General features: G+C 61.2%; 10 protein-coding genes. 3 read left to right on the top strand and 7 right to left on the bottom strand.

From position 1 onward, the window contains the following. The first annotated feature begins 25 nt into the window (after positions 1-25). The gene (locus tag ABDK74_RS04105; RefSeq protein ID WP_346002817.1) at positions 26-1,204 is read left to right on the top strand and encodes a cbb3-type cytochrome c oxidase subunit I; all 1,179 of its coding nucleotides are present in this window, start codon (positions 26-28) and stop codon (positions 1,202-1,204) included. Continuing rightward, complete coding sequence (locus ABDK74_RS04100; RefSeq protein WP_408874464.1) at positions 1,201-2,151, top strand: heme o synthase; 951 nt, start codon at positions 1,201-1,203, stop codon at positions 2,149-2,151. Before ABDK74_RS04105 ends, ABDK74_RS04100 begins: the two co-directional genes overlap by 4 nt. Positions 2,152-2,334: 183 nt before the next feature. Here ABDK74_RS04100 and ABDK74_RS04095 read toward each other — a convergent pair whose 3' ends face one another. From ABDK74_RS04095 to ABDK74_RS04075, 5 genes are all read right to left on the bottom strand, one after another. Next, on the bottom strand, positions 2,335-3,279 hold the full coding sequence (locus ABDK74_RS04095) for a TIM44-like domain-containing protein (protein WP_346002816.1): 945 nt from the start codon (positions 3,277-3,279) through the stop codon (positions 2,335-2,337). Then, positions 3,279-4,610 carry a TldD/PmbA family protein gene (locus tag ABDK74_RS04090; protein ID WP_346002815.1) on the bottom strand — a complete coding sequence of 444 codons (1,332 nt, stop codon included), beginning with the start codon at positions 4,608-4,610 and terminating at the stop codon, positions 3,279-3,281. The genes ABDK74_RS04095 and ABDK74_RS04090 overlap by 1 nt, the downstream gene beginning before the upstream one ends. Next, positions 4,607-5,872: a pitrilysin family protein gene (locus ABDK74_RS04085; protein ID WP_346002814.1), complete on the bottom strand. Its 1,266-nt coding sequence runs from the start codon at positions 5,870-5,872 to the stop codon at positions 4,607-4,609. The genes ABDK74_RS04090 and ABDK74_RS04085 overlap by 4 nt, the downstream gene beginning before the upstream one ends. 63 nt (positions 5,873-5,935) lie before the next feature. After that, positions 5,936-7,336 (bottom strand): threonine synthase, encoded by a 1,401-nt coding sequence (thrC, locus tag ABDK74_RS04080; RefSeq protein WP_346002813.1) that lies wholly within the window; start codon positions 7,334-7,336, stop codon positions 5,936-5,938. A gap of 23 nt (positions 7,337-7,359) precedes the next feature. After that, positions 7,360-8,343, bottom strand: coding sequence for a hypothetical protein (locus tag ABDK74_RS04075; RefSeq protein WP_346002812.1), 984 nt, complete (start codon positions 8,341-8,343; stop codon positions 7,360-7,362). A 526-nt stretch (positions 8,344-8,869) separates the two neighbouring features. Here ABDK74_RS04075 and ABDK74_RS04070 point away from each other — a divergent pair. Next, complete coding sequence (locus tag ABDK74_RS04070) at positions 8,870-10,552, top strand: tetratricopeptide repeat protein (RefSeq protein ID WP_346002811.1); 1,683 nt, start codon at positions 8,870-8,872, stop codon at positions 10,550-10,552. On the opposite strand, the gene ABDK74_RS04065 is transcribed toward ABDK74_RS04070, so the two are convergent. Continuing rightward, positions 10,533-13,394 (bottom strand): [protein-PII] uridylyltransferase, encoded by a 2,862-nt coding sequence (locus ABDK74_RS04065; protein WP_346002810.1) that lies wholly within the window; start codon positions 13,392-13,394, stop codon positions 10,533-10,535. The two genes, ABDK74_RS04070 and ABDK74_RS04065, sit on opposite strands and share 20 nt — an antisense overlap. Next, on the bottom strand, positions 13,391-16,033 hold the full coding sequence (gene mutS, locus ABDK74_RS04060; RefSeq protein WP_346002809.1) for a DNA mismatch repair protein MutS: 2,643 nt from the start codon (positions 16,031-16,033) through the stop codon (positions 13,391-13,393). The genes ABDK74_RS04065 and mutS overlap by 4 nt, the downstream gene beginning before the upstream one ends. Between the last annotated feature and the right edge of the window lie 51 nt (positions 16,034-16,084).

The raw sequence follows: 16,084 nt of genomic DNA, 5'->3' as shown, positions 1-16,084 counted from the left end.
AAGTTCAGGGACCGACTACGCGATCATGACTTATCAGGCCGTCGATACTGCTCCGGATACTGCCTCGGCCCGTTCCAGCCGCCGAGTCGGGACATCCTTCATTCTGCTGGCCCTGTTTGCGGGCCTGCTGGGTGGGTCGCTGGCCCTGCCTATTCTCCAGACACATCCTACAAACGGGCAGGCTTTCTGCCACGGTATTCTCATGACGTTCTTCGTCATGTGTCCTGCGGCGCTGGGCGGATTTGGGCAGTGGCTTCTTCCGGCAGCACTCGGGACAGACCGGACTGTGCTTCGCGGGCTGACGCTGGCGGGTTTCGGCTCTCTCTCGGCGGGCGTGGTCCTTCTGCCCCTCCTGCCGTTCGTCGCCATGCTGCTCTGGTCTGCTGGTATTCTGGCCGTGGCGACTGACGTGATTACCACGTGCCTCGAAGGGCGGACCTGCCGCTTCCGGGACATGGCGCCGCTGGCGTGGTCTCTTCTCGCAACCGCATGCAGCGTTGTTTTGGTGGCGCCGGTTTTAGCTGCTGTCGTGACACGCGGCATGATGGATGCACTTACCCCCGATGCTCTGATCGAGACGCTTCATCTGCCTGAAATGGCGCTGATGCTGACTCCCGGGCTTGGACTGGTCACGTCCGCTCTTCTGTCGCGTTCTGCCCGTGGCGGAGCGTCCTGGACGGTTGCGCCTTATGTGTTCGGTGTGATGGGGATTGGCGGACCGCTGTTCTGGATGGACGGACTGTATGGGTCTTTGGCATCCGGAGTGGGGGCCAGTCTTGTTCTGGTGACGCAGATCGTGCCGTCAGTGGTGCTGATCGGGGCGCTGTGTCGGGATGTGTGGCAGCAGAAGCGTGATCTGGATGGCGCTGCGCTCTGGGCGATTGGCAGCATTCTTCTGTTTGCGGCGGGCTGGCTGTCTGACGGTCTGCCGGCCCATTCGGGCGATCATACGGCTGTTGCATTTGGCGGGATCATGGCGCTGTGCGGCGGGTTTTACGCCTGGGTCGAGAGACTTCTCCCCGGTCGGGTTCCTGCGCTTCTAAGCCGGGTGCATGCGGGTCTCATGCTGGCAGGCGCGTTTTGCTCGATCGTGCCGGGCATGATGATCTATGGTGAGATTCTGATGGGTGTCAGTCTTCTGGCTTTTGGGCTGGTAGGACTGTTCCTGCTGAGGGAGACCGGGCGTGCCCGGGTCTCGGCATGAGTGATACGACAACACCTCTGGCCCCTTCGGGGGTTTTTTCCGTTCCGGGGAAGGATAATGATCCGTCCCTGCGTGAATGGCTGGCGCTGCTCAAGCCGCGGGTGATTTCGCTGGTGGTGTTTACCGGTGCTGCGGGCATGGCCGTGGCGCCGCACTGGCCGTCCATTCCCATCGGATTGATTACCATCCTGTGCATCTGCATCGGGGCAGGGGCCGCAGGGGCCATCAACATGTGGTATGACCGCGACATCGACGCGATCATGAAGCGGACGGTGGTGCGGCCTATTCCTGACGGGCGTATGCCGGAACAGGCAGCGCTGGTTTATGGCGTCGTCCTGTCGGTATTGTCAGTGGTTGTGCTCTGGCTGGCGACAAATGCACTGGCAGCCGGAATTCTGGCGTTCTCGATTTTCTTCTACAGCGTCATTTATACGATGTGGCTCAAGCGTAGCACGCCGCAGAACATCGTGATCGGTGGAGCTGCGGGCGCCTTTCCGCCGATGATCGGCTGGGCTGCGAGCATGAATTCCATGGCAGTTCTGCCAGTGGCCATGTTTGCGATTGTGTTTCTGTGGACGCCACCACACTTCTGGTCGCTGTCGCTGTATGCCTGCAAGGATTACGACAAGGCTGGCATTCCGATGCTGCCGGTCGTGAAGGGTGCGCGCCATACACGATGGCAGATCCTGATCTATACGTTCATTCTTACGGCTGTGTCGCTAGTGCCGACGTTCGTTCATGAAGTCGGGCTGACCTATACGATCGTGACCAGTCTGCTGGATCTGGGCTTCATTCTTTGCGCGTTCCGGGTGTTGATGGACAAGCAGGATGCAGAGGGTGTGAGCCTGACAAAAGACAAGCCAGCGCGCTTCGCATTCCGTTACTCGCTGGCCTATCTGTTTTTGCTGTTCTGCGGACTTCTTGTTGACCGGGTTCTAATCGGATGACCATGACGACGAATGTTGATCTTGCCCGCAAGAGACGGTTGAGCCGGATTACGGGAATTGTCAGCGGTGTAGTGCTGCTGGCCGTAATTTTTTATGTGATTACGCTGACGCGGCTTTAAGAAGCATTCAGGCAATAAAAAAGGCCCGGGGTTTTCCCCGGGCCTTTTTTCGTTTAGGTGCCTTTCAGCCCGCCTGCTGGATGGCGGAGAGGATCCAGTTGCCGCGGCCATCGGCACGGACGAAGGTCCAGAGTTCAGTCACGGTTACGGCTTCAGTGGAGCTACCGTCGATGACATTGCCCATGGAGTCCGTCGTGACGTCCGTCATGGTGTAGCGCATGGCGACGGTGGCGTAGGTCATATTACCTTCACGCCAGGCCTCGGAAAGGTCTCCACGCTGGAAGCGAACGTTGGAGACGATATTCCGTGCGCCACGGCTGGCGAGCTCGGAAAGCTGGTCGTTGAAATAGCCCGTCATTTCCGGGGTAGCCATGCTGGCAAGCGCGCGCATGTTCTGTGCGCTCCAGGCCGCCTGAATGTCGAGCAGGAGCCGTTGGAAGCTCGTATAGTCGTCATTGGTAAGCGTCACGGGTGTGCCGCCGCCGCTATTGCCGAAAGCCGGGGCACCCGCGGGCATTCCTGTAGAACTGCCACCCATCTGGCTTTGACGGCGGTTTCCAAACATACGCAGGACGAAGGCGATCAGACCACCGATAATGAGGACCTGAAACAGAAAGCCGAAGAACGAGGTTCCGCCGGTCATGCCGCCCATCATGCCGTGACCGCTGAGGAGACCGAAAAGGCCCGCGCCCAGAAAGCCGCCTGCAAATCCGCTCAGAAACGGATGACGCACGGGATAGGATGGTCTGTAGGCCGGAGCGCCGTAGCCCGGCATTGGACGGGCCGGAGCAGCATAGCCGGGTGCGCCGCCGTAATTGGGCGAGGGGCGTGGGGTTGCGGACTGATCCATCGGGCGCGCCCAGCCGGGCGTGATGGAGGTACGCGGCGGGGCGCTCCAGGTGTGGGAGCCACGGCTTCCAATAGAACTGCCGCCGCCCGGACGGGCATCTGCCGTTCCAAGGAGGCAGAAGACTGCGAAAGCGATGGGGAGAAGTCGAAAATTACGCATCAAAGTCCTGCAATGTTCATGCCGTCGATCCGGATGCTGGGCGCGTTCACGCTTTGCCGGAACATCAGGTCACTGCCCGGAATCATGCGGGCAAACATGTCTTTCAGATTGCCCGCAACCGTGAGTTCGGCGACGGGTTCGGCAATTTCGCCGTTGCGGATCATGAAACCCGAAGCGCCACGGCTGTAATCGCCGGTCAGCATGTTGACTGACGAGCCCATGAGTTCGGTGATCAGGATCCCTTCACTGATATCGGAACGCAGGGCTTCGGAAGAAAGGGTTCCGGCTGCGAGATGAAGATTTGTCACACTCGGAGAAGGCGGAGATGCGACGCCACGGCTGGCACGGCCGTTTGTGGACAGACCGAGCTGGCGACCGCTGCGGGAATCAAGCAGCCATGTCTGGAGGACGCCATCTGCAATCAGGTCCAGCGGCAGAGCAGCACAGCCTTCGGCATCGAAGGGTCGGGACGCTGCCCCCCGGATGCGGCGCGGATCGTCATGGACGGTCAGACCAGCGGAGAGGATCTGCTTGCCAAGACTTTCCTTGAGGAATGACGTTCCGCGTGCAATGGCCGCGCCGTTGACGCCACCGACCAGATGGCCGAGCAGTGATGCCGAGACGCGCGGGTCGTAGATAACGCTGTAGGTGCCAGTGCGGGGACGGCCGGGGTTGATGCGAGCCAACACGCGTTCGGCGGCTTCGCGACCGATGATGGCTGGGCTTTCGAGGTCTTCGAGATGAACAGCGCTGCGATACGCGTAGTCGCGCTGCATCGTTGCCCCTTCGCCAGCAAGAACGCTGGCGCTGGTGGAATGTGCGGTGCGGCTGTAGGCACCGAAGAACCCTGCCGAGGTGCCGAGTGCGACCGAAGTGCGACCGTGTCCGGCGGAGGCGCCGTTGGTGTTGGTGATGCCCTCAAAAGACAATGCAGTGTCCTCGGCTTCGCGAGCGCGGGCGAGGAGGTCGTCCATGCTCGGCGAGGCACTGCATTCGAGATCCAGTCCGGCGGCGTCAAAACGGCCCTGAAGGGCGGATTCGGCAAGTCCGGCATACTGGTCTTCGGGGATGACGAGGGCCATGGCGCAGGCCTGTTCGGCCAGACGGTCAAATTCGGCCTCGTTCAGAACGCTCGTCGAAACCGTGGCGGCCCGTTTGCCGCGAAAGACGCGCAAACCAAGGGCGACACTTTCGGAGCGCTCGATGCCTTCGGGAACGCCTTTGCGGATCAGGGCGGATTCAGACTCGTCACGGATGAAAATGGCGTCCGCGTGGTCTGCGCCGTGGCGACGGGCGGCGGCGAGAAGGGCTTCGACGGGCGTTGAAGTCATGCGGCGAGCCTTGCTGTGATGTCCTCCAGAGAGGGCATGGTGCTGACAGGACCGATCACGGTGAAGGTGGGCGTGCCGGAGAAAATGGTCTGGGCAACGCGCAGGATGTCGGCTTCTGTTACGGCGTCGATTTTCGCGACGGTCTCGGAGGTCGGGATCGGGCGGTTATGGACCTGAATCTGGCGGGCAAGCTGTTCACAGCGGCTGCCAGTGCTTTCCAGCGACATCAGGAGCGAGGATTTGAGCTGGGCGCGGGCGCGGGATACTTCCGCTTCGCTCAGCCCGTCCTGAAGCCGCTTGAGCTCGTCAATCATGACGGGGACAAGTTCGGCAGCCTGATCCTCACCCGTACCGGCATAAAGGCCGAACAGGCCGCTGTCACTGAAGGGGGAGGCGAAAGAATAGACGCTGTAAACCAGTCCACGCCGCTCCCGGATTTCCTGAAACAGGCGTGAGGACATGCCGCCACCGAGCAGCGTCGAGAGAATCATGACCGCGTAATGATCGGGGTGCATATAGCTGACCGAGGGAAACCCCATGACGAGATGGGCCTGGTCCAGTTCGCGCGTCGTACGGAGTTCGCCGCCCTCATAGGCCGCCGCGCGGGGACGGGGTGTCTGATGAGACGGCAGGTCGCGGAAATGCTCCTGCACCAGATCGACGACCTGCTGGTGGTGCAGATTTCCGGCCGCGGCGATGGTTATGTTGTGGGTCGTGTAATGTTCACGCATGTAGGACATGAGCGTTTCACGCGTCATGGTCGAGACGAGTTCTTCCGAACCCAATGTGGGACGACCCATGGGCTGTTCTGGGAAAGCGCGTTCCTGAAACTGGTCGAAAATAATGTCGTCAGGGGTATCGTTGGCCTGACCGATTTCCTGAAGGATCACGCCGCGTTCGCGCTCGATTTCGGCATCGAGGAATGTGCTGTGGGTCAGGATATCACCGATGATATCCACGCCCAGCGCCAGATCATCCTTGAGCAGCTTGACGTAATACGCGGTGGTTTCGCGGGCCGTATAGGCGTTGATGTAGCCGCCGACATTCTCGATGTCTTCCGCGATCTGCGCGGCGGAACGACGCTCAGTGCCTTTGAAGGCCATGTGTTCGAGGAAGTGGGAGACGCCGTTATTGGCGGCGGTCTCGTCGCGTGTGCCGATGGAGACATAGGCTCCGAAAGACACGGTTTCAACGCGGTCCATCCGTTCGGTGATGATGGTCAGGCCGTTATCGAGTCTGGTGACTTCAATCGTATCGGGCATGAGGTTCCGTAATGTCGAAGGAAGGCAGGCCCCCCGGCTGGGAAGCCTGTGTTTTTCTGAAGATCAGGCGCGTTTGATATGAGCGCGGACGGCGTTCTGAAGACCAGCGATCTGGCTGTCCATGCAGTCGTAACGCTCGGTGCGCTCGAACAGGTCCGACAGATGCGGCGGCAGCTTGGGATGGATGCCGGTGGCGGCGATGACGGCATCCGGGAACTTGGCAGGATGAGCCGTGGCTGCTGCGACCATGGGGATGCCGGGTTCCTGAAAGCGCTTGCCCACGGCGAGGCCGATCGCGGTGTGCGGGTCCGCAAGATAGAGGCTCTCGTTATAGAACAGGCGCATGGCCTCGCTGGTCTGTTCATCGGTGAGGGTCATGCCCTCGAAGACGTCCTTCATGCGTGTCCAGGCGTCGTGCGGGACGGCCATGCGACCGGTCTCGCGGAACTCGCGCATGATGGCGGCGCAACGCGTGGAATTGCGATCCAGCAGTTCGAACAGCAGGCGCTCGAAATTGGATGAGACCTGAATGTCCATTGACGGCGACAGGCTTGGCTCGACCGTACGGACGCTCATGTCGTTGTCGATAACGAAGCGTGTCAGGATGTCGTTGCGGTTCGAACCGATGCACAGCTTTTTGATGGGGAGGCCCATCTGCTTTGCAGCCCATGCGGCGAGGACATTGCCGAAATTGCCGGTCGGAACCGAGAACGAGATTTCGCGGTCCGGCGCGCCAAGCGCGAGAGCTGCGCGGACATAATAAGGGATCTGGGCGGCGATACGGGCCCAGTTAATGGAATTGACAGCCGAGAGCGAAACCTCGTCGCGGAAAGTGTGGTCAGCGAACATCGCCTTGACCAGATCCTGACAGGTATCGAAATCGCCTTCGACGGCAATATTGAGGATGTTGTCGTCCTGAACGGTTGTCATCTGGCGCCGCTGGACGTCCGAGGTGCGGCCCTTGGGGTGCAGGATGACAACGGAGAGGCGCTCGCGACCACGGCAGGCTTCAATGGCGGCTGAACCGGTGTCGCCAGATGTCGCGCCAACAATCGTGACATGGCGATTGCGCTGGGTCAGGACATGATCGAACAGGCGGCCGAGCATCTGCATCGCCATGTCTTTGAAGGCGAGCGTTGGGCCGTGGAACAGTTCGAGGGAGTAGAGATCCTGCTCAACTTCGACCATTGGAACGACAGCGGCATGGTCGAAACCGGCATAGGCGTCCCGAGTCATCTCACGCAGGGTATCGACGTCGATTGCGCCTTCCGTAAAGAGAGCGATGACTTCTGCGGCAAGGTCCGGATAGGAGAGCGCGCGCCACTCACGCAGGGTCTGTGGGCTGATCTTCGGCCAGCTCTCCGGCATGTAAAGACCACCATCTCCCGCAAGGCCGGCAAGAAGGATGTCAGAGAAATTCGGGGCGTCGGCGGTCAGCTCGCCGCGGGTCGATCGGTAGCGCATGGGGGATTTTATATCACGTCCTGTCAGGGCAAGGCGATGCGAAGAATGTGCGTTATACCATCTTCCGTGACCAGAACGGCCATCTGGTGGTTGTCAGAGACGGCAGGTGCACCTGCGTCATACAGGCGCGGGTCTTTGAGAATCCGCAGGGGGATTCGGTCAGTGCCGAATTTCAGGATACTGCCGCCTGTGATGTCAGACAGATAAAACGTATTGTCTGGTGTTAGGGTTTCCCCACCAATGCTGGGGGTCGTCCGCCATTCGGTGATGCCGTCAAGCTGCTCGACGGGGGTAAAATCCGTGTCAGTCAACAGGGCTGTGTCAATGCGGGACATGGGGCCGGTGGGTGGCTGATAGAACAACCATTGGCCTTTTCCGTCCAGAAGCAGGAAGCGCACATTGCCACCGGCCATGGGATGACCGTCTGCTCCCATTCGGGGTTGACCCGCACGCAGAAGCGGATGGCGTCCAGTGAGAGAGAGGTCATAGGACAGGAAGCGTTTTGCCTTGCCCGTCTTGAGGTCGGCGGCGATGAGGGCAGGTTTGCCTTCGTCGGCCAGATAGGCCTGTGTGCCGTGAACCTGAAGCGCGACAAGATTGCTGCCCGCGATGGTGGCGCCTGTCAGCGGGAGGCGAGACCGGACCGATCCATCCAGAGACATGCGGATGAGGGTGGGTTGGTCGCCTGCCGAAAGGCCCCACAAATCGTCGCCAGAAATCGTGATGGCAATCAGACGTTCGGTAGGGACGTCAGGTCCTGCCAGAGGAGTCGATATGTTGGTGGCATCGATCTGGACGGGATGCCCGCTGGCATCAATGGCGAAACAGGTTCCATTCTGACCTGCAAGCAGCGCGGTGGACTGAAGCCCGGAGAGGGCCGCGTCGGCTGTGATAGAGGCTTGAGCGGGAGCGTCCTGCCAAGGATGATCCGCTCTGGCAGGAGAAGTGACAAAAGCCAGTGCTGCCAGACCTGTTGCGGCGGCGACGTGCAGGAGACGGGTTTTCATAAGACTGACATTGCCTTGCCAGCGCTGTTTGGCAAGGATGAAGTAAGATCAGGAGCTGACTTCGGTTTTTGGCTTGGGGTTTTTCAGGGGTCTCTGATACGAGCCTTGCCCGTCGGCGATAGGACTCCTGATTGGTCCGGCAGCGTGGCGGATTGCAGACGGAGCAGGCTTCGGATTGGAGAGCCAGGGGGACAGCTCCTGTTCAATCGGAAAGAGAACTGCAGCGTGCATAAGCAGGGCGGCTTCGATAGTCAGACACTCGATTGACCAACGATTGTCGGGCATGCGGGAAATATAATGTCCGGAAGCCGTGCGGCGAACTTCAATGGGAAACGTACGTGTGGTCATTCCTTGCCGGACAGTCGCGTACACCAAGCCCGGCACAGGGCCGGTTCGTTGCTCAAGATGCATTGCCTAAAAAACCCCTGCCTCTGTCTCGGATTTGTAGTATTGGCCAAAGAAGTGTGAAAACTTCGTTAACACCATCTTTCTGGATTTTGTGTATATTTCAGAGCACGAAGAGTTGATGACGAATCTGTTTTCTCCCGATCCGACCGAAGATGCTTTTCTTTGTTTCAATAAAGGAAACTTTTCGGACGCGGAATCAGGTTTTCGAACCATTCTCGCTGCTCAACCGGGGCAGCCAGATGCCTTGCATGGCATGGCGTGTCTGGCTCGCGCGCGCGGGCAGAGTGCCACGGCAATAGCACTATTGGGGCGGGCGTTGCAGAAAGCGGCTGTTTCCCCCGATCGCAGAGCATGGATGCATACAACTCTAGGGCTTGCTCTGCTCGATCAGGGCCATCTCGAGGCCGCAAGGGCTGCATTTCAGGTGGCTGTATTGTTGCAGCCTTTTGATCCAAACGCCCATATTGGTCAGGCAGAGGCGTTGGTGGCTTTGGGGCGTCGGGGGGATGCGCGGGAGGCTCTGCAAAAAGCGACGGACCTTCTGGCAGATGAAAGTAATGTGAGAACCCGACTCGGGGAACTTTTCCTGGATGATGGTTTGGTGATGCAGGCGGTCGGGGAGTTCCGGCGTGTCGTGCGCGACAGGCCGGATGACGGCGCAGCACTGGCCAATCTGGGAGCGGCGCTTTTTGCCGGAAATGCGTTTGATGAGGCCCGGGACGTCCTGTTGAGGGCCTGCGAACTTGGTGCTGAAACTGCGGAGACGCTCAACAGTCTGGGCCTTGTTGAAATGGCCCGGGGCGAGCTTGCGGCTGCGTCCGATACATTGCGGCGGGCCTTGGAATTGCGGCCTTCGGATGCGCGGATTGCCAATAATCTCGGCACGATCCTGATGGAAATCGGGAGGATTAAGGAGGCGGAGTCTCTGTTCCAAATGATTGCGGCGCGTGAATCGGGAGAAGAAGCCGAACGGGCGCGCTTCAACCGATCGACCATTTTATTAGGACAGGGACGGTTTGCGGAAGGCTGGCGGGACTTTGAAAGCCGCCGCTCGCTTCTGGGACCGGTTTCGGACAATCCGCAATGGGATGGCTCGTCTGGAGAGGAGCCTGTTGCCGTCGTGGGGGAGCAGGGACTGGGCGATGAGGTTCAGTTTATGCGGTTTCTGACGCAGGCGGCTCGGCTGCGACCGTTGCGCTTGCGGTTTCGAACGGCGGTGCTGGCGGGACTGATGCATGAATTGGATCAGGAGCGGATTTTGCCAGCGGAAGGGCCTGTGGCAGCGGAGATCAGCCTTTTAAGTCTGCCCGCTGTTCTGGGGCTTGAGATGCCGCCTGCGGTTGAGCCCTATCTTATGGTTGGGGAGAAGCCTGAAGCGGGGCGTATCGGACTCTGCTGGTCGGGGAATCCGTCTTACCGGTTTGACCGTAGACGCTCCGTTCCGGTCGTATGTCTGGACGCTTTGCGACAGATTTCGGGGATGCGGTTTGTAGCGCTTCAGCCCGGGGATGCGCCGGAATGGATGGAGCGCGTGCCGCTCGAGACTACAGAAGATCTGGCGCAGGAAGTGGGGCGATGTGCGCTGGTGATCAGTGTGGATACGCTGGTGGCGCATATGGCAGGAGCACTGGGGCGTCCGCTTTGGCTGCTGAACCGTGAAGGCGGGGACTGGCGCTGGAAAGACGTGAACTGGTACCGCGATGTCCGTCAGTTCCGACCGCCTGCGGGAGCAGGCATTACTGAAGGATGGTCGGTTGTACTGCAGGAAGTGGTAGAGGCGTTCAGTTTGCAGGGGCAGTGACTGGAGGGCTCGTAAGGGATGCCAACAGGGTTTCGCGCAGGCGAGCGAGACGGGTCGGATCGGTGATTTTCAGGCCCAGCAGGTCTCGCACATAGAAGACGTCCACGGCGCGCATCCCATAGGTCGTGATATGGGCCGAGGAAATCTGGAGGGACTGGCTGCTAAGCGTTGATGTGATGTCGTGCAGCAGGCCGGGGCGGTCGCGTCCGTTGACCTCAATGACGGTATGACGGTCCGAGGCCGTATTGTCGATAACGACCCGGGGAGGGACGTGAATCGCGCGCATTCGACGCGAGGTGCTGTGGTGGCTGGCATCTTCGATGCCCTTGCGAATGTCGAGGCGGCCTGACAGTGCCTGTTCCACGAGATGGTTGAGGCGCCCGAGTTGATGGGGCTCCTCGAAGGAGCAGCCTTCGCCATCCTGTACCCAGAATGTGTCGAGCGCCATGCCGTCGCTGAGGGTGTGGATACGGGCATCCACAATGGAGGCCCCCGCGACCGCGAGTGCGCCCGCAATCTGGGAAAACAGGCCCGGATGGTCGGCGCAGAGGACGGTGAGTTCGGTAACGCCGCGTTCGGGGATCGGGAAGGCTTCAACCGTCACAGGGGAGCGGTATCGGTCCGAATCGTGGACCATACGGGCGTGGCGCATCTGGGTATCGGTATCGAAACCGAGCCAGTAGCTCGGATAACCGAGTTCCAAAAAGCGCTCGATGCTGCTTTCGGGCAATGTGCCGGTGAGGCCATCGCGGGCGAGGTCCCGGGCATGGTTGACGCGGCTGTCGCGCTCGGTGGCGGCCAGTCCGCCTTCCAGCACCTCGGCGACGCGGGAGAAAAGCTCGCGCAGGAGGGTGGCTTTCCAGGCGTTCCAAACCTTCGGGCTGACAGCGCGCATGTCGGCAATGGTCAGCAGAAGCAGCAGGCGCAGACGTTCGGGGGACTGGATGGTGTCGGCGAGATCGAGGATCGTGCGGGGGTCGTCGATGTCACGGGTGAAGGCGGTCTGGGACAGCAGGAGATGGTGCAGGACCAGCCAGGAGACGGTGTCGGTTTCTTCGGGGTCGAGGCCGAGTTGTGGGCAGATCGTCAGCGCAAGGTCGGCGCCGATCTCGGAATGATCGCCGCCGCGTCCCTTGCCAATATCATGCAGCAGAACCGCGACGTAGAGCGCGCGGCGGGAGCGGAGATCGCTGGCCAGCGTGTAGGCCAGCGGGATCTCGTCCGCCATGCGACCAGCTTCGATCTGCCCCATCATCCGCACGGCTTCGACGATATGCTCATCGACCGTATAGATATGATAGCTGTCGAACTGCATCTGCCCGACAACCCGAGACCAGTCCGGCAGGAGACGGCCGAGAAGGCCGGTTTCATTCAGGATCGGGAGCCAGAACGGCACGGCTTTGGTGTCGTCCGCACTCGGCTCGCAGAGCAGGTCCAGAAAAATTTTCGCAGTTTCTGGATCGTCGCGGAGGACAACGGCGTGGCGTTCGTTGCGAATGATCTGCTGCATCGCGATGGGATGCAGCGGCAGGTCGTGGCGGCGGCCGCAATCGAGCAGGCGGAACATTTCGCGGGGTTGGGATGCGAAGGGGACGGGCTCGATGGGACAGATGCGCCCTGCGATCGTCTGGAATTCTTCAGGACCGGGAACGGTTTTGGGCGGCTCGCCGGTCGTCTGGTCCTGAAGATGCATCAGAACGACGGGTTGCAGTACGCTGGTCAAACGCATGACGTCGCGGGCGGTCAGGAAATAATGCCGCATGAAGCGTTCGACGCCGCGTTGTCGGCCATGGGTTGCGTATCCCATGCGTCCGCCGATGACGGGCTGGACATCGAAGGTCAGGCGTTCTTCCGCGCGGCCAGTGATGTAGTGCAGATGCAGACGGACCGTCCACAGGAAGTCCCATGAGCGCCGGGCGCGATGGGCTTCACGCTCTGTCAGCAGGCCGAAGGATGCGAAGGACGGTGTCTGGGGGGCTTCGGCAGGGCGGCCATTATGTTCGGGGGTCGAGACGGCACAGCCGAGAGCTGCACGACCCATCCAGTTCAGGGTTTGCAGGTCCCGCAGGCCGCCGCGGCCTTCCTTGATGTTGGGTTCGACCATATAGGGGTTGTCGCCGAAGCGGCGGTGACGCTGCTCGCGCTCGCCGATCTTGCCCATGACGAAGTCGCACAGACGGTCGTTCTGAAGGTCGGCGCCCAGAGCGCAGCGCAGATTGCGGGCCAGTGCGCGGTCGCCATGCAGGAAGCGCAGGTCCAGCAGGGCCGTGCGGATCGTCAGGTCGGTGTCGGCGTCGCGGACGCATTCGGCGATGGAGCGCGTGGCATGGCCAACGCGCAGGCCGAGATCCCACAGGGCATAAAGAATGAACTCGATCCGAGCAGTCATGGCTGCTGAAGGATCGCCGGGGATCAGGAACAGGATATCGATGTCGCTAAATGGCGCCAGAAGGCCAGCGCCATAGCCGCCGGTGGCACAGAGACACAGGGTCTCGTGTGGGGAGCCTTCGGGAGCCTCATGCTTTCTGGCTGCGAGGTCGGCCAGAGCGCAGACCATGTCGTCGGCCTGATGGGCGAGCGCACGGGCGGCATCGATTCCCGAGATCCGGCGTTTTTCAAACTGGTAGCGGACGGAAGCGTTCCCGTTACCGAGATGTCGCCGCAGGATGGACAGCACGGCCTCGCGGCTTGTCTGGCCCTGTTCCGCAGCCGTATCGAGAGCGCTCTGCAGGGAGGAGGCCGGGCTATACGGGAGGGGTGCGGTTCGGTCAGACAGGGGCTTATCCGTATCGTCAGCGAAGGAATGAGGGAGAGTTTCGCCCCAGAAAGAGTTTTCTTTCAAGTGCCGTTTCCTGAGGCGAGGCGTTTCAAAGAGTATAACGCATCCAGCGCGTCCCGTGGAGAGAGATCATCGGGGTTCAGAGCGCGGATTGCGTCCTCAAGCGGGGTGGGTGCGGGAACTGCGGCAGGCGGTGCCGACTCTGGCTCCGCAACGGCTTCAAACAGCGGCAGAGAGGAACGGGAATCGGCCTGTTCGCGCTCGAACTGGGTCAGAAGACGGCTGGCACGGTTGATGACGGAAGTGGGGATTCCCGCCAGTTTTGCGACATGCAGGCCCCAGCTCTTGCGGGCGGCACCGGGGCGGACTTCGTGCTGGAAGATCACCTCACCCCGCCATTCTTTGACGGCCATCGTGTAGGGTGCGAGGCGGGGCAGGAATTCGGTCAGTGCCCCGAGTTCATGGAAATGTGTGGCAAAGATTGTTCGCGAGCCAAGCTGTGTGTGCAGGGCTTCGAGGGTGGCCCATGCGATAGATAATCCGTCGAGGGTTGCGGTGCCTCGTCCGATTTCGTCCACGACCACGAGGGATTTCGGTCCGGCCTGATTGAGAATCGCAGCCGTCTCGGTCATTTCGACCATGAAGGTGGAGCGGCCCCGGGCAAGGTCGTCCGCTCCGCCAACGCGGGAGAACAGGCGGTCCACCACGCCGATCTGCGCGGATTTTGCCGGAACGGGAAGGCCCGCCTGCGCCAGAATGACAGCGAGTGCGGTCTGGCGCAGAAAGGTCGATTTACCCGCCATGTTCGGACCCGTCAGCAACATGGCGCGGTGTTCGGGCGGCAGGGCGCAGTCATTGGGGATGAAGCGAGCATCAGCGCTTCCCGACTCGGCCAGTGCAGCTTCCACAACTGGATGTCGGCAGGCGACAAGACTGAACTCCGTGCCATCCGTGACAACGGGGCGGCACCATGATCCACCTTCGGCGAGCAGACCGCAGGAGCGCAACACGTCGGCGAGGGCGAGGAACTCCGCCACTTCATCAAGGGCCGGGGTTTGGAGAATGCGGGCGCAGAGTTCGGCGAAGATGCGGCGTTCCAGCGCAGAGGCTCTGTCGGCGGCTTCGAGGATCGCACGATCCAGACCGGCAAGCTCTTCGGTGGAGAAGCGGGCGAGACTGGCAGTCCCTTGGCGGAACGAGAGTTCGGGGTTGTCGCGCAGTTTCGTGCCAGCCGCGGACGGCACTTCGATGACATAGCCAAGCTGGGCGTGATGTTTGATTTTCAGCGTCGTGACGCCGAATTTTTCAGACAATTCGCCCTGCATGGCGGCAATGATGCGTCGGCTTTCGTCACGCAGGCCACGATAACGGTCCAGTTCCGCATTGTAGCCGGGTGCGATGAAGCCGCCGTCTTCGATGCGGGCGGGAAGTGTTTCGGCGACAGCAGCCTGAAGCTGCTCCAGCAAGGTATCGGCGCGGCCATACAGACCAGCGGTGAGCGTGCGGATCAGCGTGGGTGTGGAAGCGTCGCAAACGGGCTGGAACAGGGCTGTTATGTCGTTGGCAGCGACCAACGTGTCACGGATGGCGGCGAGATCGCGTGGCTGCCCCCGCCCAGCGGAGATGCGACCGAGCGCGCGGGCAGGGTCAGGTGTGCGGCGCAGAATGTCGCCCAGCGCACTGGAAAGGCCGGGAATGGACTGAAGCCAAAGCCAGCCATTCTGACGATCCGTGATTGCGGTGGCATCCGTCAGCGGAGAAGCCAGCCACTGGGCGAGGAGGCGCGAGCCTGCGGCTGTAGTGGTGCGGGTGACGGCGCCGAGAAGGCTGTGTTTTGTCTCCCCGTCGCGGGTGCGGAGAATGTCGAGGCTGGTGCGGGTGGCGGGGTCGATACCGAGAACGCCATCCGTGCCCTGCGGAATGGGGCGGGAGAGGCGTGGGAGCGCTCCGGCCTGACTGCGCTGGACGTAGTTCAGGGCAATGGCGCAGGCGATGGCCTGTTCGGGCGGGAAGTCTCCGAGGGCATCAATCTGGGCGACGCCATAGGCGCGGGCGACGAGGGTGCGGGCGCTGTCGAGCGTGGGCGGAACAGCGACAGGGGCCAGTCGGTTTGCATAGTCGGGCGGAATTAGGTCGGGTTCGGACAGGATTTCGGCAGGGTCCAGCCGCGCCAGAAGTTCCGGCAAAGCGGCATCGGTAACGGAGGCAGTTTCGAAGGCACCAGTGGAAATATCGATCCAAGCCGCGCCGATCGTTTTTGAGCGCTTTTCAGGACTGCGGGCGAGGGCGAGCAGGAGATTGGCGCGTCCGGCTTCGAGCAGTTCGTCTTCGGTCAGGGTGCCGGGGGTAACGACGCGGACAATGGCGCGTGAGAGTGGGCCTTTCTGGGGCTTCTCGCCTTTTTTCGGCGGGGACTGCGTCTGTTCAGCGACGGCGACGCGAAAGCCGCGACGGATCAGACGCGAGAGATAGGCCGGAGCTGCCGCGACCGGGACGCCACACATGGGGATCGGCTCGCCCTGATGCGTGCCGCGGGCAGTCAGTGCGATATCGAGCGCCATGGCGGCGGCTTGTGCGTCAGCGAAGAACAGCTCGTAGAAATCGCCCATGCGGAAAAACAGCAGGGCATCGGGTTCGCGGTGTTTGAGATCGAACCACTGGGCCATCGCAGGGCTGGCGTTTTCGGCGGTAGGCAGGGGCATGAAGGTGCCGATGGGTCCGGTCTCCGGGCTGTCAGGTCGGGGAAGGGGAAA

Origin of the sequence: Gluconobacter sp. OJB, from assembly GCF_039638275.1 — a bacterium.
Taxonomy (GTDB): domain Bacteria; phylum Pseudomonadota; class Alphaproteobacteria; order Acetobacterales; family Acetobacteraceae; genus Gluconobacter; species Gluconobacter cerevisiae.
The sequence above is the reverse complement of the archived record's forward strand: the minus strand, read 5'-3'. Positions and strand labels throughout refer to the sequence as shown.

Excerpts from the sequence above, each read along its gene's own strand:
- thrC (WP_346002813.1), bottom strand. The coding sequence starts at position 7,336 with ATGCGCTACCGATCGACCCGCGGCGAGCTGACCGCCGACGCCCCGAAT.
- ABDK74_RS04070 (WP_346002811.1), top strand. The coding sequence starts at position 8,870 with ATGACGAATCTGTTTTCTCCCGATCCGACCGAAGATGCTTTTCTTTGT.
- ABDK74_RS04085 (WP_346002814.1), bottom strand. The coding sequence starts at position 5,872 with ATGCCCGATACGATTGAAGTCACCAGACTCGATAACGGCCTGACCATC.
- ABDK74_RS04100 (WP_408874464.1), top strand. The coding sequence starts at position 1,201 with ATGAGTGATACGACAACACCTCTGGCCCCTTCGGGGGTTTTTTCCGTT.
- ABDK74_RS04095 (WP_346002816.1), bottom strand. The coding sequence starts at position 3,279 with ATGCGTAATTTTCGACTTCTCCCCATCGCTTTCGCAGTCTTCTGCCTC.
- ABDK74_RS04075 (WP_346002812.1), bottom strand. The coding sequence starts at position 8,343 with ATGAAAACCCGTCTCCTGCACGTCGCCGCCGCAACAGGTCTGGCAGCA.
- ABDK74_RS04090 (WP_346002815.1), bottom strand. The coding sequence starts at position 4,610 with ATGACTTCAACGCCCGTCGAAGCCCTTCTCGCCGCCGCCCGTCGCCAC.
- ABDK74_RS04105 (WP_346002817.1), top strand. The coding sequence starts at position 26 with ATGACTTATCAGGCCGTCGATACTGCTCCGGATACTGCCTCGGCCCGT.
- mutS (WP_346002809.1), bottom strand. The coding sequence starts at position 16,033 with ATGCCCCTGCCTACCGCCGAAAACGCCAGCCCTGCGATGGCCCAGTGG.